Annotated in this window: 17 protein-coding genes and 1 pseudogene; 5 read left to right on the forward strand and 13 right to left on the reverse strand. The window is 43.1% G+C overall.

Going from position 1 to position 22857, the window contains the following annotated elements; genetic code table 11:
* Positions 1–141 precede the first annotated feature (141 nt).
* A complete protein-coding gene (gene rne, locus ACE1B6_RS07770) occupies positions 142–2454 on the forward strand; it encodes a ribonuclease E (protein ID WP_413256681.1) in 2313 nt (770 codons plus the stop codon).
* A 108-nt stretch (positions 2455–2562) separates the two neighbouring features.
* On the forward strand, positions 2563–3150 hold the full coding sequence (locus ACE1B6_RS07775; RefSeq protein WP_413256682.1) for a ribonuclease HII: 588 nt from the start codon (positions 2563–2565) through the stop codon (positions 3148–3150).
* Positions 3151–3222: 72 nt separating this feature from the next.
* Here ACE1B6_RS07775 and ACE1B6_RS07780 read toward each other — a convergent pair whose 3' ends face one another.
* Positions 3223–3798, reverse strand: coding sequence for a DUF1997 domain-containing protein (locus ACE1B6_RS07780; RefSeq protein ID WP_413256683.1), 576 nt, complete (start codon positions 3796–3798; stop codon positions 3223–3225).
* Between the two features lie 286 nt (positions 3799–4084).
* Between ACE1B6_RS07780 and pheA the strand changes: the two genes are divergently transcribed.
* Both pheA and ACE1B6_RS07790 read left to right on the forward strand, forming a co-directional pair.
* Positions 4085–4981, forward strand: a complete 897-nt coding sequence (gene pheA, locus ACE1B6_RS07785; protein WP_413256684.1) for a prephenate dehydratase — start codon at positions 4085–4087, stop codon at positions 4979–4981.
* 54 nt (positions 4982–5035) lie between these two features.
* Positions 5036–6442 (forward strand): hypothetical protein, encoded by a 1407-nt coding sequence (locus tag ACE1B6_RS07790; RefSeq protein WP_413256685.1) that lies wholly within the window; start codon positions 5036–5038, stop codon positions 6440–6442.
* 261 nt (positions 6443–6703) lie between these two features.
* Here ACE1B6_RS07790 and ACE1B6_RS07795 read toward each other — a convergent pair whose 3' ends face one another.
* The 12 genes and pseudogenes from ACE1B6_RS07795 to ACE1B6_RS07850 form a co-directional block, all read right to left on the reverse strand.
* Positions 6704–7345 carry an LON peptidase substrate-binding domain-containing protein gene (locus ACE1B6_RS07795; protein WP_413256702.1) on the reverse strand — a complete coding sequence of 214 codons (642 nt, stop codon included), beginning with the start codon at positions 7343–7345 and terminating at the stop codon, positions 6704–6706.
* Positions 7346–7411: 66 nt separating this feature from the next.
* Positions 7412–7540 carry a hypothetical protein gene (locus ACE1B6_RS07800; protein ID WP_413256686.1) on the reverse strand — a complete coding sequence of 43 codons (129 nt, stop codon included), beginning with the start codon at positions 7538–7540 and terminating at the stop codon, positions 7412–7414.
* Positions 7541–7675: 135 nt separating this feature from the next.
* Positions 7676–8902 (reverse strand): elongation factor Tu, encoded by a 1227-nt coding sequence (gene tuf, locus ACE1B6_RS07805; RefSeq protein WP_413256687.1) that lies wholly within the window; start codon positions 8900–8902, stop codon positions 7676–7678.
* Between the two features lie 159 nt (positions 8903–9061).
* Positions 9062–9151, reverse strand: a pseudogene (locus tag ACE1B6_RS07810) (LON peptidase substrate-binding domain-containing protein); the annotation flags it as partial.
* Positions 9152–9411: 260 nt separating this feature from the next.
* The gene (gene rpsJ / locus ACE1B6_RS07815) at positions 9412–9729 is read right to left on the reverse strand and encodes a 30S ribosomal protein S10 (protein ID WP_073594782.1); all 318 of its coding nucleotides are present in this window, start codon (positions 9727–9729) and stop codon (positions 9412–9414) included.
* A 244-nt stretch (positions 9730–9973) separates the two neighbouring features.
* On the reverse strand, positions 9974–11203 hold the full coding sequence (gene tuf / locus ACE1B6_RS07820; RefSeq protein ID WP_413256688.1) for an elongation factor Tu: 1230 nt from the start codon (positions 11201–11203) through the stop codon (positions 9974–9976).
* A 25-nt stretch (positions 11204–11228) separates the two neighbouring features.
* Entirely contained in the window at positions 11229–13307 is a 2079-nt protein-coding gene (gene fusA, locus ACE1B6_RS07825; RefSeq protein WP_413256689.1) for an elongation factor G, read from the reverse strand.
* Positions 13308–13465: 158 nt separating this feature from the next.
* Positions 13466–13936, reverse strand: coding sequence for a 30S ribosomal protein S7 (gene rpsG / locus ACE1B6_RS07830; protein WP_413256690.1), 471 nt, complete (start codon positions 13934–13936; stop codon positions 13466–13468).
* Positions 13937–14144: 208 nt separating this feature from the next.
* The gene (rpsL, locus tag ACE1B6_RS07835) at positions 14145–14528 is read right to left on the reverse strand and encodes a 30S ribosomal protein S12 (protein WP_413256691.1); all 384 of its coding nucleotides are present in this window, start codon (positions 14526–14528) and stop codon (positions 14145–14147) included.
* A 49-nt stretch (positions 14529–14577) separates the two neighbouring features.
* Positions 14578–14928, reverse strand: a complete 351-nt coding sequence (locus ACE1B6_RS07840) for a HesB/IscA family protein (RefSeq protein ID WP_413256692.1) — start codon at positions 14926–14928, stop codon at positions 14578–14580.
* Positions 14929–14933: 5 nt separating this feature from the next.
* On the reverse strand, positions 14934–15350 hold the full coding sequence (locus ACE1B6_RS07845) for a cupin domain-containing protein (protein ID WP_413256693.1): 417 nt from the start codon (positions 15348–15350) through the stop codon (positions 14934–14936).
* 283 nt (positions 15351–15633) lie between these two features.
* Complete coding sequence (locus ACE1B6_RS07850; RefSeq protein WP_413256694.1) at positions 15634–17526, reverse strand: phosphodiester glycosidase family protein; 1893 nt, start codon at positions 17524–17526, stop codon at positions 15634–15636.
* A gap of 545 nt (positions 17527–18071) precedes the next feature.
* On the opposite strand from ACE1B6_RS07850, the gene ACE1B6_RS07855 reads away from it, so the two are divergent.
* Positions 18072–22832, forward strand: coding sequence for a glutamate synthase-related protein (locus ACE1B6_RS07855; protein WP_459562986.1), 4761 nt, complete (start codon positions 18072–18074; stop codon positions 22830–22832).
* Positions 22833–22857: the final 25 nt, after the last annotated feature.

Consider the following 22857-nt stretch of genomic DNA (forward strand, 5'->3'; position numbering starts at 1 on the left):
AAAAGCAGATTTTTCAAGAGCCATTAGAACCAAAAAAAGCCAAATAATGATTTTGATTTCGATTTGAGATTGCAGATTTTTTAATAAAGTCTGAAATCTGAAATCTAAGATCTAAAATCTAAAATCTAAAGAGGTATTTGAATGCCAAAACAAATCATCATAGCAGAACAACATCGCATTGCTGCCGTATTTTCCGAAGATCAAATTCAAGAATTAGTCGTTGCCACCGGAAATCACCAAGTAGGAGACATTTACCTTGGTGTAGTTGAAAATGTATTACCGGGTATTGATGCCGCCTTTGTAAATATTGGAGATCCAGAACGCAACGGATTTATTCACGTTTCCGACTTAGGCCCATTAAGATTAAAACGGACAGCAGGCGCAATTACAGAACTATTAGCACCACAACAAAAAGTCTTAGTTCAAGTAATGAAAGAGCCGACGGGAAATAAAGGCCCTCGACTCACTGGTAATATTACTTTGCCCGGTCGTTATTTAGTATTAATGCCCTTTGGCAGAGGCGTAAATTTATCAAGGCGAATTAAAAGCGAAAGCGAGCGCAATCGCCTCAGAGCTTTAGCGATTTTATTAAAGCCACCAGGAATGGGTTTACTGGTGCGAACCGAAGCAGAAAATAAGCCAGAAGAAGCGATTATTGAAGACTTAGAATCGCTGCAAAAACAATGGGAAGCGATTCAACAAGAAGTAATTTCTAGTCGGGCTCCAGCATTATTAAATCGGGATGATGACTTCGTGCAGCGTGTTTTACGCGATATGTATAGCGAAGATGTGAATCGAATTGTAGTAGATTCACATACTGGAGTTAAGCGAGTTAAGCAACATTTAATCAACTGGAGTGCAGGTAAGACACCACAAGGGGTGTTAATCGATCATCATCGCGATCGCTTACCCATCTTAGACTACTTCCGCGTCAACGCCGCCATCCGAGAAGCCCTCAAACCCAGAGTAGACTTACCTTCTGGTGGATATATCATCATCGAACCCACAGAAGCACTAACGGTAATCGACGTTAACTCTGGTTCCTTCACCCGTTCCGCCACCGCCAGAGAAACCGTACTTTGGACTAACTGCGAAGCCGCCACCGAAATCGCCCGCCAATTAAAACTACGGAATCTCGCCGGAGTAATCATTGTAGACTTTATCGACATGGACTCCAGACGCGACCAGCTACAAGTCCTAGAGCATTTTAACAAAGCCCTGAAAGCAGATAAAGCCAGACCCCAGATTGCTCAACTCTCTGAACTCGGCTTAGTGGAACTAACTCGCAAACGCCAAGGTCAAAATATTTACGAATTATTTGGTCGGCTTTGTCCCACTTGTGGTGGCTTAGGTCATGTCGTTCACTTACCAGGGGAAAATATCACCAGGGAACGGGAAATCTTTGACACAGAAGCGAGAAGATGGACAGAGACAAGTAGTGAAGAAATCGTCTCACCCCGTCACCGGGTTAACATCCCGTCTGCCACCGGAATTAGCGAATCATCGAGAGAACGCTTGCCAGAAAGAGAACCCGCACCATCATCATCATTTAGAGATTATCCGACTGTCGAACCAACTCGTGCACCGATTAAAGAAATTAAAAGTGTACCTATCTGGGAAGATAAAGGTTACACAGATGATTTTGACTCCAATGTTGATTACCCAGACGCAGATATGCTGAATCATCCCGACTTAAAAGATCGAGGTGGTTTGAATAATGCGCGTCGTCGTCGTCGTCGTCGCCTAATTAGCGAAAATGAACGATTAGAGGAAAATATGGGTAGAGGTAGTACTAGTTCCTCTACATCTTTTTCGGGAGCTAGTGAATCTGGTTGGGTAGCGGAGCCAGAAATGCCTACTCCTACATCTAAAAGTTTCCCAAATCAGGTTTCTAAAAATGCCTCACTGTTACAAAAAGGAATTCGTTTAGATAGCTCAGACCGTTACAATCGTCCGACGAAAGAAGTTGCTCCTTCGGAAGTAATTTCTGTGGAAATGACACCAGAGGAACAAGAAGTTTATGCCTTAATGGGTATATCTCCTTTGCTGTTATTAGATCGAGAGGTGAAAAATCCCAAAACTGCGACGGTTTCTATTAAGTTACCTGGAAAATCAGATTCAACAACATCTAGCGATGAAGCACTGCGTTATAGGTCAGATAGTTACAGAAGAAATGATGTAACAGATGACGAAGAAACAGGTGATGATGAGCCAGAAAATTATCAGATGGAGTTGGATTTTTCGGAGGATTCTGCGCCAGAAGAAGAACGGACAATTGAGCCTCCTGTATTGCGTAGGGAATCACCGGAAATTCCTACTCCTGAAAGCAGTGAGTCGGAAAGTGAGTCGATCGATCCCAGCGATCCCAGCGATTCCAGCGATTCCAGCGATTCCAGCGTGCGTCGTCGCCGTCGCCGTCGTTCTTCTGCTCTAGAAAATGATGGAGGAAGTTAATAATTTAATTTGTTATTAGTCATTGGTCATTGGTCATTAGTAAAAGTTTTTGTAAGTCATAAATCACTTAAGATTAATGGCTAATGGCTAATAACAAGTCATCACACTATGAAGGAATTAAAAACTTTAGTTGCCGGAGTTGATGAGGTAGGAAGAGGCTGTTTGTTTGGCCCAGTGGTAGCGGCAGCAGTAATCTTACCTGATGAGGTGCTAAGTGAATTAAAGATTGCCGGAATTAAAGATAGCAAAAAGCTAACCAATGTGGGCAGAAAAAAATTTGATTTAATCATTCGTCAAGTCGCTTTAGATTATCAAATTGGTTACTGTTCTGCTGCGGAAATTGACCAGATAAATATTTTTCAGGCTTCTTTGTTGGCAATGAAACGGGCGGTAACTAAACTGAAGTTACGTCCTAGTCTTTGTCTGGTGGATGGTAAATGGCCTATTCCTAATTTGGAAATACCACAACAATCAATTATTAAGGGTGATGAGCAGGTTTTAGCGATCGCAGCTGCCAGCATCTTAGCTAAAGTATGGCGCGATGAACTAATCCTCCGTTTAGCTAAAAAATATCCAGAATACGGTTTAGAAACCAACAAAGGCTATGGTACAGCCCGTCATCTTTTAGCTTTAAAAGAACATGGCCCCTCACGTCACCATCGCCGTTCTTTTCGCCCCTGTGCGGAAAAGTTGTGAGTTTTGAGTTAGGGAGATGGAAAGAAAAGTTTTGCGTTTTCCTCTTCCCTATCCCTGAAGCTTCCCTGCCTTCTAATTTGCTGGCAAAACTCTCACTTCACCAGAGATGTTGGCGGCGTTACCAGTTTTCGCCCAGGCAGCGTAATCTAATAGAAGTTGTTGCATTAAGCGATGTTTGATTGTTAGTAGTACGCTTTTAAGTAGACCGTTACCAGTGGTTTCGAGGATTGGTTTGGGAGTTAACCAAAAAGGTGGTGGTAATTCTACTTGGACTTGTAAATCTGCTCTACCTTTGAGATAGGTAATGCCGTTAATGTGGTGGGGAGAAAGTCGCCCTTTCAAATTTAAGGCAAAGCGTTGGTTAATGTATTCCACACCGCGAATTTGAGAAGCCACAGATTCCAGATGAACAGTGCCTTCACTGTCTGCCCATACCCGCATATCTACTGTGGGTTGAATCGTCAGGGTCATAAATGCCAGCGGGCGCATCTTTAGCCGAAAAATTTCATCGCTTAGCTGTTCAATCCGATTGGCATCAACTAAAGCCTGGACTAGGCGTTTTGGTTGACGTAAATAGTGTTGAATGGGTATTGGTTGCTGTGGAACAGCGATTTCAACTGATTGGGAGGCATCAAATCGGGTGTGCATGAGAGTTTGGTAACAGAAGTTTACGCTGTACTACTACTTACTTAATTGTACGTTACGGTTCTTAAAAATTACGTACAATCTCTTGTAACTTAAATTTGCATTTCAACAGTGAAATTTAGCTACTCATAGTAAACTGTTGTGCGACTATGTATGTTTATCATTACAAAAGTTTACGAAGGATTTCTCTCCAAAATGGCTTAAGCCTGCGGATGGAGTTCGATCGCGCAGCGTGCCGTAGGCATATTGCAATGCTGAGAAACGTTAAAAAACTGAGATTTACCGCTTTATGAGTCTATCAATTGCACACTTGGGGCCAAATGGAACTTACGCAGAAGCAGCTGCTTTGGCTTATTCTCAATGGTTAACTCAAGAAACGGGTCAACAATCACTTTTGTGTTCTTACCCTAGCATTGCCCAAACTCTTCAAGCTGTGGCGAATGGGGAGGCTTCTTTGGGGGTGGTGCCGATCGAAAATTCTCTGGAAGGTAGCGTCACAATGACAATGGATGCTTTGTGGCGATTGGATAATTTACAAGTTCAACAGGCGTTAATTTTACCTATTGCTCACGCTTTGCTATCTTGTGCAGAAGATTTAAGATTAATTCGGACGATTTATTCTCATCCGCAAGCTTTGGCTCAATGTCAAGGATGGATTGATAAGTTCTTACCTTTGGCGCAGTTAGTTCCGACTAATGCGACGACGGAAGCTTTAGGGCATTTAGAACAGGATACTACAGCGGGAGCGATCGCTTCTCAACGCGCCGCCGAACTTTACAATTTACCAATTCTTGCTTGTCCAATTAATGATTATCCAGACAATCATACGCGGTTTTTAGTAGTAAGTTTAAATCCTTCTTCTGGGGGTAGTCATACTTCTTTAGCTTTTAGCGTACCCGCAAATGTACCCGGAGCTTTAGCACAACCTTTGCAAATATTTGCTAGTCGTAGGATTAATCTGAGTCGGATTGAATCTCGTCCGACAAAGCGATCGCTTGGTGAATATTTATTTTTTATTGATATTGAAGCTAATGCTAACAATCCATCAATCCAATCTGCTTTAGCAGAATTAAAGCTGCATACGGAAACTTTAAAGATTTTTGGAAGTTACAATATTTTACCCATTCCCGCCAAAAATGAAGAGGGAAACCAAATCAATCCGGTAAATCAAGAAACTTTTGATTAATTAATTCAGTCTTTTTCTACATCGCAAAAAAGTTAGGACTCAAACAGAAAACTAATGATCGTAGCGGCCCAAGGTATTCCCTCATTACCAGATTTAACCCAAGCTAACCAAATTATGCAATTCGGAGGTGAAATCCTCCGGTTATTTTTAATTTTAGTTGGGTTAGTTGGGGTGTTAGGAGTGGCGATCGCACTTTTAAGTTTTTCCCTCTCTTATTTACGGCGAGACGCACCAGAACCGGGAATTTTTATTAATGAATGGGTAGTCCGTTACTCAGCGTTATTACGCGGTTTACAACACACAGCTTTAGTTTTAACTATCTTAATTGCCGGATTTTTTCTCTGTACGACTTTAGCTAATCGCTATCATTTTTGGGAACAAGCTAGAGTAACTAAAGTAGCAGCAAGTGTAGCCGGAGATCGATTAGAACAAATAGCCCCCCAAGTTCGCTACACGATTCAAGAACCATACAGCTACAATACCCAAGTAGGAAACAGACTTGTCAGAGTTCAAGAACAAAGAACTGTGAACCGTTTTCTAGCACTAACTGGTTCTCAAATTCAAGTTAATATTATGCAAGTTTCCGATCCGCAAAAGGACGATCGCCATATTTATTTAGCAGACTTTACCGCCGAATATCAGTTAGTAAATCGCCTCAAAGATACAGACCAATTTTTCTTGGAAGTACCACCACCTAACGGTTATTCTTTACTCCAAAACTTTAAAGTAGAACAAAACGGAACCAGATTACAACCAAATAATCCCGGTGAATATACATTTCCTTTCAGCTTAAAACCAAACACTGAAACTCGTTTTCGTGTCACCTACCAAGCCCAAGGCGGCCCACGTTGGGTTTATAATGCCAATGGACAATTACTTTCTAATTTTCGACTTTCTGTACTAGCAAACTTTCCCAATGCAGATTTTGCTAGCGGCGTTGTTCCTACCGAAGCAAAAGTAGAAGGACAAGGTACTCGTTTTACTTGGATTTTTGACGACAATGTTTCCGTTCTCAATCCCTTTGGCGTATTTACAGCTACAGGCACAATTCGCAATACAGGAATTCTTCCTCGCTTATTATTATTAGCCCCAGCAATCTTTCTCTGGTGGCTGTTATTATTATATTTTTCCATCCCAATGCAATTAAAAGATGTCGCACTAACTGGAGGAATTTTCTTTGCGACAATTTTGGCTTTAACTTATTTGAGTCGAATTATAAATCCCCAGCTAGCTTGGACGATGATTTCGCTGGTTCTATTAGTATTAACTTGGGGATTGGGAAGAAATTTGCTTACTTCTCTTGCGGCAATAATTTGTACTATTACAGGAGCAATTTTGCCAATTTTAGGATTATTAGTAACTTATAGTGGTTTAACCCTAAGTTTAGCAGGATTGCTTTCAGCGGTTTGGTTAGCTGTTCGTAACTGGTATGGTTTTTATCAGTTAAATAGTAGATCCTGATTTCAAGAAGTAATACTAAATCCGGGTTGATTACCTCCTTTTTATTTGAACCTTATTTGAACCGCGAAGACGCGAAGAGCGCGAAGAGAAGAGGAAGAAGATAAAGGGGGTAGCTAAGCCGGATTTGGTATAACGTCAAAAAAAATCACCTGATTTCTGATTAAATTGCGATCGCGCAGCGTACCGTAGGCATATCGCCCCTAAGCAACCCACAACCAAAGAAATCAGGTGTTTAGTTGAATAATTTTTCCCAACAACTAGTTAGTTTTTCAAAGTATCCTTCAGAACTGTTCTAGCAGCTAGATGATTGCGAGTAGAAGTGAGAATTTCTGCTTCCCGTTCTAACCGAGATACAGTATCCTGCATTTCTAACAACATCTGTTGTTCTGCTGGTACACCGTAGAGGTTACTAGCAACCCAATAAGACAACTCTCTGGGTAAAGAGGGAATATCATCGGGTAATTCAATATTTTGTTCTGTAAGTTTAGCGGAAAGGCGGACTACATCCCGCAGTAATTGTTCGACATTTGCTGCTAAAGAGTTTAATTCCCTCTGAGGTGGTTGATCTTCAATCCATTCCACCAAACCAACTCGGTAGGGCTTTTCGCGCACGTATTCCAAAACCCGGAAACGTTGTTGTCCTAGAGTAAGTATTTTCATTCGGTCATCTGGTAATCTTTGGAAGCGGACAATTTCCGCACAGCAACCAACTGATGCTGGTTTACCGGATGGTTCCATTAGTAGTACCCCAAAACGGCGATCGCTATCCAGAATCGTATTCATCATGATTCGGTAGCGAAACTCAAAAATATGCAGCGGTAGGGGTCTACCGGGAAACAAAACTACTTCTGGTAGTGGGAATAGAGGAAGCTCTCGAACCGCGATCGAGGATGACGGTGGCATAGTCACAGAGGGTAATGGCGTTTCTTTACTTACTTTAACTGATCCCGACCCCAAAACCGAAATAAATCAGCCTTTTAGAATCAATTCTAAAAGGCTTTCTCTAGTTTGATACGGTTCCAGTTTCTTGCGTGTTGCTAAAGGAATCGAGCCAATAGCTGTAGCTTGTGTCCGATTTCCACTGTCTACAATCGTCATTTTTAAGTTTTCTAAGTTCTGAATTAATTGTATGTTTTCAGTTAGACAGTTTTAGCAAGATAATGAAGGAACACAAAAGAATTCCACCAAATTGGGCATACTTTTCTGCCCCTTGAGTAGTTTAACAAAAGACTACTACTTCAGGATTTTGGAAACCACGCCTACACCGATCGTCCGACGACCTTCACGGATCGTAAAGCGCGTACCTTGCTCGATCGCGATCCGGCTAATCAACTCCACAGTCATTGTCACTTGGTCTCCCGGCATCACCATTTCTGCGGCGCTGTCTTGAGAAGTGAAGGCTACAAGAGTTCCAGTTACGTCAATTGTCCGCAAGTAGAACTGAGGACGGTAGCCACGGAAGAAAGGAGTGTGCCGACCACCTTCTTCTTTGGTGAGTAAATATACTTCAGCTTCAAATTCCGTGTGAGCAGTAATAGAACCAGGTTTAGCGATTACCATTCCCCGTTCAATATCTTCTTTATACAGACCCCGTACCAACAGATCCACTTCATCACCAGGCATACCTTCGTCCAAGCTCTTCCTGAACATTTCAATCCCGATAACAGTGATGTTGCGGGTATCTCTAAGTCCCAATATTTCAACTGTATCCATCGATCTGACCTTACCCCGTTCAATCCGACCTGTAGCCACAGTAGCCCGACCAGCAATCGAGAATACATCTTGCACAGCCATCAGGAACGGCTTGTCCACATCTTTTTCTGGAGCCGGAATGTAATCATCTACCGCATCCATCAGTTCGTAGATTTTATCTACCCACTCATTTTCACCCTTTTGAATTTTCGGATTCCCAGTCATTGCTTCCAGCGCCTTTAACCCAGAGCCGCGAATAATGGGAATATTGTCACCATCAAACTTGTATTCACTCAAAAGTTCGCGCAATACTAATTCCATGAATTCGAGGCTTTCCCGATCGTCTACCATGTCAACCTTGTTCAAGAAGATGACTAGCCGAGGGATACCGACCTTTTGTGCCAATTGGATCTGCTGCCGAGTTTCGGGCATTATCCCATCAGTTGCCGCCACTACGAGAATCGCACCATCCATTCGGACTGAACCAGCGATCATGTTTTTCACATAATCAGCCTGTTGCGGACAATCTATGTGGGCGTAGTGACGTTTTTCAGTTTCGTAATCAACGTGAGCAATGTTAATGGTGATCCCCCCTATCTTTTCTTCGAGTGCCGCATCGATATGAGCATAGCTCTTAGCTTCTGTCCTACCTAAAGCAGCTAAGGTCATAGTAATTGCTGCGGTTAAGGTAGTTTTGCCGTGGTCAAGGTGACCGATCGTACCGATGTTAACGTGGGGTTTATTCCTTTCAAACCTGGCGCGTGTCATGAATTTATATGTTCCTTTTTCTTATTTATGCGTTATTTATGCTCTTGGCGATGACAGCTTCAACTACATCGCCATAAAGTAATAATAAAATCTGATAAATATTGCGTAAAGCTTGTGGTATAAAACTTTAACTTTGCCAGAGGGACAAAAACTAACTTAATCGAGAATCGGATTCATCATGATTTGGCAGCGAAATTGAAAAATATGCAAAGGTAAAGGTCTACCAGTAAACAAAACTACTTCTGGCAGTGGGAAAAGAGCTTAACTTAGTAGTCAAATTCTTGCTCATTCCTTTTCAAACTTGTCTAGATTGGGGAGTTTTGTATAGCAGGAAGCTTTCAAAGCGCGATCGAGGATGACGATCGCATAGTCACAGAGGGTAATGGCGAATATTAATTACTTTAACTGATCCCGACCCCAAAACCGAAATAAATAAGCCCTTTAGAATCAATTCTAAAAGGCTATCTCAAGTTTTATCCGGTTACAGAACCAGGTGGAAAAATTCTTAGTTAGAGTTTGACTTCAATATCAACACCCGCAGGCAAATCAAGTTTCATCAAAGCATCAATAGTCTTAGAAGAAGGCTGATAGATATCAATGATCCGGCGGTGAGTCCGAGTTTCAAAATGTTCTCTAGAATCTTTATCTACGTGAGGAGAACGCAACACGCAATAAATTTTCTTGCGTGTTGGTAAAGGAATCGGGCCAATAGCTGTAGCTTGTGTTCGATTTGCAGTATCGACAATCTTTTCACAAGAAGTGTCAAGCAGACGACGGTCAAATGCTTTAAGACGAATGCGAATTTTTTGCTGCTGAATAGTTGCCATTTTTTAAGTTTTCTAGGTTCTAAGTACTTGTATTTTTTCCGGTTCCACACTGTTTATTTTTTATTGGTCTATCGGTCAAGATTACCGGAAATGCAGAAGTGTTAACCTTGCCAGCTTTTCTCTAAGCCACCGGATTTAATCATAACATCCTGCCTGGTCATTTTTAACAGGATGACAAAGGAGCAGAAAAGAATTATACCAAATTGGTAATACTTTTCTGCCCCTCAAGTAGTTTAAAAAAACACTACTTCACGATTTTGGAAACCACGCCTGCACCGATGGTCCGACCACCTTCACGGATCGCAAAGCGCATACCTTGTTCGATCGCGATCGGGCTAATCAACTCCACAGTCATTTTGATCCGGTCTCCCGGCATTACCATTTCTGAGGCAGCGCCATCATCTGCCGTAAAAGCTGTAATACTTCCAGTTACGTCAGTTGTCCGCACGTAGAACTGAGGACGGTAGCCAGGGAAGAAGGGAGTTTTCCGACCACCTTCTTTTTCGGTGAGTACATATACTTCACCTTCAAATTGAGTGTGAGGAGTAATAGAACCGGGCTTAGCGATTACCATTCCCCGTTCAATATCATCTTTCTTCAGACCCCGCAGCAACAGACCTACGTTGTCACCAGCCATACCTTCTTCCAAGGTTTTCTGGAACATTTCCACACCAGTCACAGTGGTGCTCTGGGTTTTTTTGATCCCAACCAACTCAACGGTTTCACCAATTCTCACCTTACCCCGTTCGATCCGACCTGTAGCCACAGTACCACGACCACTAATCGAGAATACATCTTCTACAGCCATCAAGAACGGCTTATCAATATCCCGTTCAGGAGTAGGAATGTAGGCATCTACCTCAGCCATGAGTTTATGAATACAATCTACCCACTCATCTTGACCGGGCTGAGTTTTGGGATCGGCGGTCATCTTTTCTAAAGCCAGTAGTGCTGAACCTGCAACGATGGGAATATCGTCGCCGGGGAAATCATAAGAACTGAGGAGTTCGCGAACTTCTAGTTCCACCAACTCTAACAATTCCTCGTCATCCACCATGTCTTTCTTATTCAAAAAAACCACGATGTTAGGTACACCTACCTGCTTCGCCAACAGAATATGTTCCCGGGTTTGAGGCATGGGGCCATCAGCTGCGGATACCACTAGGATGGCTCCATCCATTTGCGCCGCACCAGTGATCATATTTTTCACATAGTCAGCGTGTCCGGGGCAGTCTACGTGCGCGTAGTGACGAGTTGGGGTTTCGTACTCTACGTGAGCCGTATTAATGGTGATTCCCCGTGCTTTTTCTTCGGGAGCAGCATCAATATCAGCATAACCCTTAGCTTTTGCCGCACCTAAAGCAGCTAAGGTCATGGTAATAGCTGCTGTTAAGGTAGTTTTGCCGTGGTCAACGTGACCGATCGTACCGATGTTAACGTGGGGTTTATTCCTTTCAAACTTTGCGCGTGCCATGAATTTAGATGTTCCTTTTTCCTAGTTATGCGTTCCCTTTGCTCTTGGCGATGATAGCTTCAGCCACATTGCGCGGCACTTCGTCGTAGTGGCTAAATTCCATCGAGAATATGCCCCGACCTTGAGTTTTAGACCGGATATCCGTGGCATAGCCAAACATTTCTGCCAATGGCACCTTAGCGGTGACTTTAGCAAGTCCCTGTTCCGATCCCATCCCTTCGATTTGACCGCGACGGGAATTGAGGTCGCCCATTACATCTCCCAAAAAGTTTTCGGGAACTTCAACCTCAACTTTCATCATAGGCTCCAATAGCACTGGTGAAGCTTTTCCAACAGCTGCTTTTAGTGCCATTGAACCTGCAATTTTGAAAGCCATTTCATTCGAGTCTACATCGTGGTAAGACCCATCTACCAAAGTAGCTTTCACGTCAATCAGTGGATATCCAGCTAATACGCCAGATTCACAGGTTTCTTTGATCCCTTGTTCTGCTGGGCCAATGTACTCTTTGGGTACTACACCGCCCACAATCTTTGATACAAATTCAAAGCCGCTCCCCGGATCTCCTGGTTCTAAGTCGATGACGACGTGACCATACTGACCTTTACCACCACTTTGACGAATAAACTTACCTTCAACTCGGTTGACGGCTTTGCGAATGGTTTCTCGGTAAGCAACCTGGGGCGCACCCACATTTGCTTCTACCTTGAATTCCCTTAACATCCGGTCAACCAGAATTTCCAAGTGTAGTTCGCCCATTCCGGCGATTACAGTTTGGTTAGTTTCTGGGTCAATCCGCACTCGGAAGGTGGGATCTTCCTCTGACAAAGATTGCAGGGCTTTGGAGAGTTTCTCCATGTCCTGTTTGGTTTTTGGTTCCACCGCCACCGAGATTACAGGCTCGGGAATAAACAGAGATTCTAGTATTACTGGCGATCCTTCTTCACAGAGAGTATCGCCTGTGAAAGTATCTTTCAGTCCTAGAACTGCGCCCAAATCACCTGCCCGCATTTCATCTACTTCAATGCGTTCGTCTGCTTTGAGAATAATCAGGCGAGATACGCGTTCTTTCTTCCCTTTTGTGGAGTTATAGACGTAACTGCCTTTTTTCAGTATGCCTGAGTAGACGCGAATGAAGGTAAGACGACCGTAAGGGTCTGCCATGATTTTAAAGGCCAATGCGGACAATGGCTCTTCATCTGAGGCTCGTCTTTCGGTTTCGCTTCCATCTGGCAATTGCCCTTTAATCGCTGGAATATCCAGTGGCGAAGGCAAGTAATCCACTACTGCATCGAGTAATGGTTGAACTCCTTTGTTTTTAAAGGCGGAACCGCATAGCATGGGTACGATCGACCCATCAATAGTGCCTTTTCTCAGTCCTTGGCGAATTTCTTGTTCGCTTAATTCTTCCCCTTCCAGATACTTCTCAGTCAAAGCATCATCGGTTTCTGCTACTGCTTCTACCAATTTCAGACGAAACTCTTCTGCTTTATCTTTGAGATCTGCGGGAATCTCTTCTTCTGTAATTTCTTTACCTTGATCGTCTTTATACATCAAGGCTTTCATCTTCACTAGGTCAATAATTCCTTTGAAGTCGCTTTCACTACCAATAGGCAGTTGGATGGGAACTGCATTTGCTCTCATCCTTTCGCGAATTTGCTCGTAAACTCTGTAGAAGTTAGCCCCAGTCCGATCCATTTTGTTGACAAAGGCAAACCGCGGCACTTTATACCTGTCTGCCTGCCGCCATACGGTTTCAGATTGAGGCTGTACACCTCCCACCGAGCAGAATACGGCAATCACTCCATCCAAAACTCTCATGGAGCGTTCAACTTCAATTGTGAAATCTACGTGACCCGGTGTGTCGATAATGTTGATTTTGTGGTCTTTCCAGCTAGTGCTGATAGCGGCAGCAGTAATGGTAATTCCTCGCTCCCGCTCTTGCTCCATCCAGTCTGTTACAGTCGTTCCTTCATGGACTTCCCCAATCTTGTGAACGATACCGGAATAGAACAGGATTCTTTCTGTTGTTGTGGTCTTGCCCGCATCAATGTGGGCTGCAATACCTATATTTCGTGTTCTTTCAAGCGGGACGGTACGTGCCACGGCTACCTCCTTGGTTATTGCCGTAGATAAACTTTCTTTACTCTCTGTTAAGATTCTATACTTTTTTGTGGCAAAGCCACTGTTTTTGGATTGTAGGGGCGGGTTCTGTACATAATTTGTCTGTCAGATGCAGAAATTGTCTGCTAAACCCGCCCGTACTAGTAGCGATAGTGAGCAAACGCTTTATTCGCTTCTGCCATCCGGTGCGTTTCTTCCCGCTTCCGAATCGCACTCCCGGTTTCATTGGCTGCATCCATCAACTCATTTGCTAATCTATTAGCCATTGAGCGACCTGTTCTCGCACGAGAAAACTGGATTAACCAACGTAGTGCTAGAGTTGCTCCTCTATCTGAGCGAACTTCCATTGGTACTTGGTATGTCGCACCACCTACACGGCGAGCTTTTACCTCTACCAACGGCGTAGCATTTTTTACGGCTCGCTCAAAGGTTTCTAGAGGATCGGAACCAGTCCGTTCTTCTATGATCTTAAAAGCATCGTAAACAATGCTGGAAGCAACAGACTTTTTCCCACTCTTCATTACCCGCCGCACCATCATACTGACTAGGCGGCTGTTATATACCGGATCTGGCGGTACGGGACGTTTTTGAACAACTGAACGACGAGACATAATAAGCCTTCAACATGGACTTTAAAGATTTGGCTTTAGGCATGGAACTAAGCCATTAGCAATCGCGTAGCTTGCCGCTAGGCGTATCGATAGTATTTCCAAAGAAGCGATCTCCTTGGCAATTCACTAGGAAATTGCTAGGCGCTTTTCCTACTTTATGCCCTAACTTAATTCCCTAGTACCTTAAGCATGGGAATTTATATCTTAATTACTTGCCTGCTGGTTTGGGACGCTTAGTGCCATACTTGGAACGTCCCTGCTTGCGGTCTTTCACACCAGCAGTATCTAGAGTACCGCGAATAATGTGATATCTTACCCCAGGTAAATCTTTTACCCGACCACCCCGAATCATCACGACGGAGTGTTCTTGCAAATTATGTCCGATTCCGGGAATATATGCCGTTACCTCAAATCCAGAGGTTAGGCGCACTCTCGCCACTTTCCGTAGTGCCGAGTTTGGTTTTTTCGGAGTGGTTGTATATACTCTAGTACAAACACCGCGTCGTTGAGGGCAACTCTTCAACGCAGGTGACTTGGTTTTCTTACGCGCTTTTTGGCGTTCATCACGAATTAATTGTTGAATTGTGGGCATGACCTCTAGGGTACTGTCTTGGCTGTTTGGAATTAATCACAAATATTTATTATATCGATTTGAGTGGATTTGTGTCAATTACAGAAAAAGAATTACCACATCCACAAGTCGAACTGGCATTAGGGTTATGGAAACGAAAACCTCCACCCATCAAATCTTCAGTATAGTCTAGGGTGAGGCCATTAACATATTTTAAATTATTTTCTTCTACTACGATTTGTATACCTTGGCAATCATAAACTCGATCTTGAGATTGGATTGCTGCTGCGAACTCCAGCGTGTAGTATATCCCAGCACAGCCTCCAGGCTGGACACTCAGACGGAACTGAGAGTTGGATTGTTTTTGTTTAGTCATTAATCGCCTGATTTCGCTGGCGGCTGCTTTGCTGAGATTAATCATTGCTCTTACTTAGTGGAACTAGTACGGGAGTAATCGTCTTGGAAACGAACAATATCATCTTCTCCCAAATATTCCCCATTTTGCACTTCAATTAAAATCAAGGGAATCACCCCAGGATTTTCTAAACGGTGCAGAGCGCACTGAGGAACGTAAGTAGATTCATTGGGGCCAAGTAATTTTTCTTCTTCACCACAGGTGATTCTAGCTGTACCACAAACCACAATCCAGTGTTCGCTGCGGTGGTGGTGCATTTGTAAGCTCAGACGGTGCCCTGGTTTCACTTCAATTCGTTTAATTTTATAGCCCTTTCCTTCTTCCAAGGTAGTAAAAGAACCCCAAGGACGTAATTCTGTTGCTGCTACAGAGTTGGATGAATTTAAAGCTACCAAAGATGTGGTGGAAATTTCTTGAGCTTGCGCCATGATTTTAATTCCTTATAGTTTTTTATCCCGTTAGCAAGAGTTTTGCGTTGATTAATTGCGTTATTCGAGTGTGGTTATGTTTCAAACTTTAAACACCGAACTCACAAAATTCTTGATTAAGAAACAAGATATTTAATTGGAGTTCCGGTTACTGCCGTTGTCTCTAATAGGCAAACATAACACCACACTTAAGTGTTGTCACCTTTAAAATGCCCAGTTTAGGTGATTTACATTAAATCTTTAACGAAATAAGCGATCGCTTTAAATAAACTTTAAGTTCTCACTAATTAGGTTGCAGGAAAATACCTAGACCATTGTGTACGCGGGCAGCGGTGTTAGGTGAACGGTTAATCAGTTGACCACCCAGGTAAAGGCTTGTAGAGCTACCCCCGTCAAGGTTGAGAGCATCAACTGCTCCTAAAAGTTGGATAATTTGGGCCATTTCGCTGAGAGTTGGGCCAACTCCACCTGAGCGGTTGCCTACGGCGGCTATTAGTATAGTACCCATCCTGTTGGTAGCAATTACACTTCGATAGGCAGATTCTTTGATAAAAGAATCTCGAAATTGTTCGGCTTTACCATCAAGAACTATGCGACCATTTAAGAGTAAAATTGGCCCAGCACCAATGATGTTGGGATACCGGTTAAATTCAGATGGCGTAGTTTCAGTTTGGAAACTAATAGTTGTTCCTACAGGTAAGTAAATTTCTGGTTGCCAATTTAAGTTGCCGCGAATTGCCAAAATATAACCATTGCTGGGAATAGAAAGAGGATTTTGTCCTATTGTTGCTCCAGGGACAATGTTTTGTACTTGATTATTTGCAATGACAATTAAGGTTTCGTTGTTGGTTAAAGGACTGTAGACTGTTCCCCAGCGGGGAGTATAACGGGAGATTCCTGGTTGTATGTAACCGCTATTAGAATTAACTATGGGTAATTTTTGTCCGTTAGATGTAGTTAATGTTTCTTGGAGGCTAAGACGAGCGATTTTAAATTCGCTGTTATCGTTCCAAGCGATCGCACCTCGATTTAAAATCGGACTAGAAATCCAATTACCATCTTGACGAATTGCGCCTAAAGGTAATTGAGTATTTCGGTTAAAATAACCTCCATTAATTGCCGCAGCAACTTGAGCTTCTCTTGCTAATTTAACTAAAGGATTGATTCCGGTTATTGTTGGCGAATTTCCCCAAATTGGTCTTAATTTTAATCCTGGTTGACGGGGATTAATTTCTAATAAAGTTACAGGAAATCGAGAATTATTTAAATTAATAATTTTTTGTTTATAACGGATGCCAGGAGTCCAAAGAATATCTAATTCTTGTAAGACTTCGGCGGCTAAATCTATAACGATGCGATTAGGATTATTTAAAGTCCAAACGCGAGGGCGAAGATTTTTCGGGATACTCGTTTGTAGTAAAATTTGATTTTCTGTACTGGTTACTCTTAAAGTAGAATCGATCGCTTGAAATCGTTCTAAAAGTTCTGGATTTGCTTGAGCGTCAATTTTTACAGTTAAACTTTTGTGATCGGAAATTACTTGCCAAGGTGTAGAACGGTCTAAGTCTACAACTATTCTTTGTCCCCAATCTTGATTTCCGACGCGAATTTCTTGGATAGTTGCTGGGGTTGTGGTAATTTGTAGAGTCTCGCCTAAAGTTTGGATTTGCCAACCGGAGGTTTTAGCTAAATCGGTAATATCTAAATAACGATCTTGTCCGGTAAACTGTGTAGCTAAGACAAAAGGTTGAGTATTAGCAGAAAACCATTGGATTGGTTGGGTTTTCGGATCTAAACTACTTAATAACTCTAGTCCGATCGCCTGAATTAATCCAGCTTCACTAACCCCAACTCGCACCCCACCCGTTGCAGAAGTTCCCCACTGTTTCCAAGGAAAAGGAAAACTGCGACCATTAACAGAAATTTGATTACCAGCAGAACTAGAGATTAGGGACTCAGAAAGGCAGAAGGCAGAAGAAAGTGTTGAGCTAGAGAAACAGTCCTTAGCTTCGTCTGCCGCCCTGCACCCCTGCACCCCTGCACCCCTGCATCCCTGCACTGCCGCCTCTACCGGAAAATCAGGATGTAAGGTATTTACACTCACCCAAATGGGGGTAGCGACAAAGGGAATGGTACTGAAAAAGTTAAATAGGAGATTTTTGGAGAGAGCTTTCACGATGTCAATAGTCAGGGAATGATGACGTTATTTACAATAATTTTTGAGCAGGACGCTACATTTGTGATATAGACAGATCGGGAGAGTAAAGATGCTTTTAGCTGCGGCTTGGAGTTCCTTATGAACAAAAACTCTAGCTGATAAAGGATACCAAATTAGGTGTTGCTTGCGTACAACTTTTTTTATAGAATCTTAAACATCTGTCGCAAGTGAGTCGCTGTACTTTGGCTATCAAGAGAGCTTCTTGAATTAAGTGAATCCAATTGCAGTTTTTATTTGTTTAGAAGTTGTTCTTAGGTCGATTTACTTTTTTAAGATCTTAAAAGAACGAAATGAGTATCTAAATTAATTCAACCCTGGATCGGGATTAAAGGATTTGAGGATTTCGGGATTGATTCTGAAGTATGTAGAGACGTTGTATACAACGTCTCTACATAAAACCTCTAAATCTTGTTAATCCAAAAATTATGGTCGAGTTTTGAATTGTTTAATTTTTGCCGAAACATTCACGTCAATCAAGAAAGTAGTAACAGATGAGTCAATCCATGAATCAGAGAATTTCGCAGGAAAATACTTTGCTAAACGAATCAAATCAACTATCTAATGTTGGCTATTTGGGTCAACCTTGGTTAGTAGAAGAAAGAGATGCTTGTGGTGTTGGTTTTATTGCTAATCAGGATGGACACGCTAGCCATGATATTGTGGATAAAGCGTTATCTGCTCTAGCCTGTTTGGAACATAGAGGCGGTTGTAGTGCAGATTATGACTCTGGAGATGGGGCGGGAGTCATGACTGCGATTCCTTGGGATTTGTTGCAGGATTGGTTAGGTGGTGAAACTGACAAATCTCGCTTGGCTGTGGGTATGGTTTTCTTGCCACCAGAAGCGCAGAAAGCATCAATTGTCCGTCATGTAATTGAACGGGTTTTAGCAGAGGAAAAGCTGACGTTAGTTGCTTGGCGAAAAGTTCCTGTGGAAACTGATGTTTTAGGGATTCAAGCTAGGGAAAATCAGCCAAAAATTGAGCAGTTAATTGTTAAGTCTGAGGCGCTGCAAGGGGATGAATTAGAGCGACATTTGTATTTAGTGCGGCGGCGAATTGGGAAAAGATTAGAAACGGAAACTTCTTTGAAATGGCCTGACGATCTGTATATTTGTTCTTTTTCTTGCCGGACGATTGTTTATAAAGGCATGGTTCGATCGGCAGTATTGGCAGAATTTTATACAGATTTGAAAAACCCAGAATATAAGAGTAATTTCGCCGTTTACCATCGTCGTTTTAGCACCAATACTATGCCTAAATGGCCTTTGGCTCAACCAATGCGGTTGTTGGGGCATAATGGGGAAATTAATACTTTGTTGGGCAATATTAACTGGATGATGGCGCGAAAATCAGAGTTGGCGCATCCAGTTTGGGGAGAAAATATTGCTGATTTAAAACCTTCTGTGGATGCGAAAAATAGTGATTCGGCAAATTTGGATAATGTTTTAGAATTGCTGGTGCGTTCTGGGCGTTCTCCAATGGAATCATTAATGATTATGGTGCCAGAGGCTTATAAAAATCAGCCGGATTTGTTAGAACATCAAGAAATTGTTGATTTTTACGAGTATTACAGCGGTTTGCAGGAAGCTTGGGATGGTCCGGCGCTGTTAGTATTTAGTGATGGGAAACAGGTGGGTGCTACACTCGATCGCAACGGCTTAAGACCCGCCCGATTTCTGATTACTAAAGATGGCTGCATTATTGTGGCTTCAGAAGCTGGTGTGGTTGATGTTCCTGAAGCAGAAATTCTGGAAAAAGGTCGCCTGGGGCCTGGGCAAATGATTGCAGTCGATCTAGAATCTCAGGAAGTTCTGAAAAATTGGGAACTGAAGACTAGAATTGCTCAACATCATCCTTACGGTGAATGGTTGAAAAATCGGCAAGTTTTACAATCTCAACCTTTCCCAGAAACTCGCTTGTTGGACGATCGAGATTTGCTGCGTTGGCAGTCGGCTTTTGGTTATACGATCGAAGATGTAGAAATGATTATCGAGGAAATGGCAGCAAATGCCAAGGAACCGACTTTCTGCATGGGTGATGACATTCCTTTGGCGATTCTTTCGGGTCGTCCCCATTTACTCTACAATTATTTTAAGCAACGTTTTGCTCAGGTTACTAATCCTTCGATCGATCCCTTGCGGGAAAAATTGGTAATGTCTTTGAGCATGACTTTGGGCGAACGGGGTAATATTTTAGAAGCCAACCCAGAGTATGCGAAAAAGTTATTAATTCAGTCTCCGGTTTTGAGTGAAACTGATTTGGATGCCGTAAGGAATTCGGGTTTTGTAAGGGCGGGTTTAGGAGATAACTCTGTTAACACAGCCGAAAATTCTACAACAAAACCCGCCCCTACAGCTACTTTGTCTACACTTTATCCCGTAGCTTCTGGTCCTGATGGTTTGAAAGCTGCTGTTAATAAACTTTGCCTTGATGCAGATGCAGCAGTGAAATCTGGCGCGAAGATTTTGATTTTAAGTGACAGGACAGATGGAGGAATTAGTGCCGATTGTACTTATATTCCGACCTTGTTGGCTATGGGGGCAGTTCACCATCATTTGATTGGTGAAGGATTGCGGATGAAAGTATCGATCGTGATTGATACAGCACAATGTTGGAGTACCCATCATTTTGCTTGTTTAATTGGTTATGGTGCGGCGGCTGTTTGTCCTTATTTAGCTTTTGAATCTGTGCGGAGTTGGTGGTCAAATCCCAAGACTCAAAGCATGATGGAACGAGGGAAAATTGCTGCTTGTACTTTGGAAAAAGCGCAAGCTAATTATAAAAAAGCTGTGGAAGATGGCTTGTTGAAGATTCTCTCGAAGATGGGAATTTCGCTGCTTTCTTCTTACCAAGGAGCACAAATTTTTGAAGCAATTGGAATTGGCCCAGAATTATTAGAATTAGGATTCAAGGGTACAGCTTCTCGGATTGGTGGTTTAACTGTGAAAGAATTGGCATCGGAAGTGATGTCTTTCCACAGTAAAGCTTTCCCAGAATTAACAATTAAGAAACTGGAAAACTTCGGTTTTGTGCAGTTCCGTCCGGGTGGTGAATATCACATGAACTCGCCGGAAATGGCTAAAGCTTTGCATAAAGCAGTAGCAGAATATAAAGCTGTAGAGACGTTGCATGCAACGTCTCTACCCCAGTCCCCAGTCCCCAGTCCCCAGTCCCCTTCTAATTACTATGAACTGTATCGGAAAATTCTCAGCGAACGTCCGGTTACGGCTTTGCGGGATTTGTTAGAGTTTGAGAGCGATCGCCCTTCAATCCCGATTGAAGAGGTAGAATCTGCCCAGGAGATTATGAAGCGATTTGCCACTGGGGGAATGTCTTTGGGTGCTTTGTCACCGGAGGCGCATGAGACTTTGGCGATCGCCATGAACCGAATTGGTGGTAAATCTAATTCTGGGGAAGGTGGAGAAGATCCGAAGCGTTACAAGATTCTCCATGATGTAGACGAAAATGGATTGTCGCCTACTTTCCCGCATTTGAAAGGTTTGCGGAATGGGGATACTGCTTCTAGTGCGATTAAACAGGTGGCTTCTGGTCGTTTTGGCGTAACTCCAGAATACTTGATGAGTGCCAAGCAAATTGAGATTAAGATTGCTCAAGGTGCCAAGCCCGGAGAAGGTGGACAGTTACCGGGTAAGAAGGTTAGTCCTTATATTGCGATGTTGCGGCGTTCTAAGCCGGGTGTGACTTTGATTTCTCCGCCTCCGCATCATGATATTTATTCGATCGAAGACCTAGCGCAGTTAATCTTTGATTTACACCAAATTAACCCCAAGGCTGCGGTTTCGGTGAAATTAGTGGCTGAAGTGGGGATTGGTACGATCGCTGCGGGTGTGGCTAAAGCTAACGCCGATATTATCCAAATTTCTGGTCATGACGGGGGGACTGGGGCTTCGCCTTTGTCTTCGATTAAACACGCCGGAAGTCCTTGGGAGTTGGGTTTAATTGAAGTCCATCGGGTGTTGATGGAAAATCAATTGCGTTCCAGAGTGATTTTACGAGTTGATGGTGGCTTTAAAACTGGCTGGGATGTAGTGATGGGTGCCTTGATGGGTGGCGAGGAATATGGCTTTGGATCGATCGCGATGATCGCTGAGGGCTGTATTATGGCGCGGATCTGTCACACTAATAATTGCCCGGTTGGTGTAGCGACTCAGCAGGAACAACTGCGGAAACGGTTTTCTGGTGTGCCGGAGAATGTGGTGAATTTCTTCTATTATGTAGCCGAAGAAGTGCGATCGATCTTGGCAAAACTCGGCTATCACACTCTCAATGACTTGATTGGTCGGGCTGATTTGTTGAAAATGCGGGAAGATGTTCAACTGGCGAAGACAGAACATTTGGATTTATCTTACCTGTTGGCTTTACCGGATACTAGAGTCGATCGCAGTTGGTTGTCACATGAAGAAGTACATACCAATGGCCCAGTTTTAGACGATCGACTTTTAGCAGATCCCGAAATTGCGGCAGCGATTACGCACTCTTCTGAGGTGACTAAAGATGTCGGGGTGGTAAATACTGACCGGACTTTCGGGACTCGGATTGCGGGTGCGATCGCTTCAACTTACGGTAATACTGGATTTGAAGGTCGAATTACGCTCAATTTAACGGGTAGTGTCGGTCAAAGCTTCGGCGCTTTCAATTTGCCAGGAGTAATCTTGAATTTGTCAGGTGAGGCAAATGATTATGTCGGTAAAGGAATGCACGGTGGAGAGATCGTTATTAAGCCATCAGAGTCAGCTACTTACGATGCGTCAGCCAATGTGATTGTCGGTAATACTTGCCTTTATGGGGCAACTGGTGGCGTATTGTACGCTTGCGGTCAAGCTGGGGAACGTTTTGCAGTGCGGAACTCAGCGGCTAAAGCAGTGATTGAAGGTGCTGGCGACCACTGTTGTGAATACATGACTGGTGGTGTAATTGTGGTTTTGGGTAAAGTAGGTCGCAATGTCGGCGCTGGGATGACAGGCGGTTTGGCTTATTTCTTAGATGAAGATGGTAGTTTTTCTCAGAAAGTTAACCCGGAAATTGTTAAAGTCCAACGGGTGTTAACTGCTGCTGGGGAAGCGCAGTTAAAGGAATTGATTGCTGCTCATGCCGATCGCACTGACAGCAAAAAAGCGAAACTAATTCTAGAAAATTGGCAGTCTTATCTGCCGATGTTCTGGCAAGTAGTTCCGCCTTCGGAAGCTGATTCTCCTGAAGCTAACCCAGAAGCAACGGCAGATAAGGTTCTCAGTTCAGTTTAGGGACTGGGGACTGGGGAGAAGTTTC

This window comes from Floridaenema fluviatile BLCC-F154, assembly GCF_041929135.1.
Lineage (GTDB): Bacteria > Cyanobacteriota > Cyanobacteriia > Cyanobacteriales > Aerosakkonemataceae > Floridanema > Floridanema fluviatile.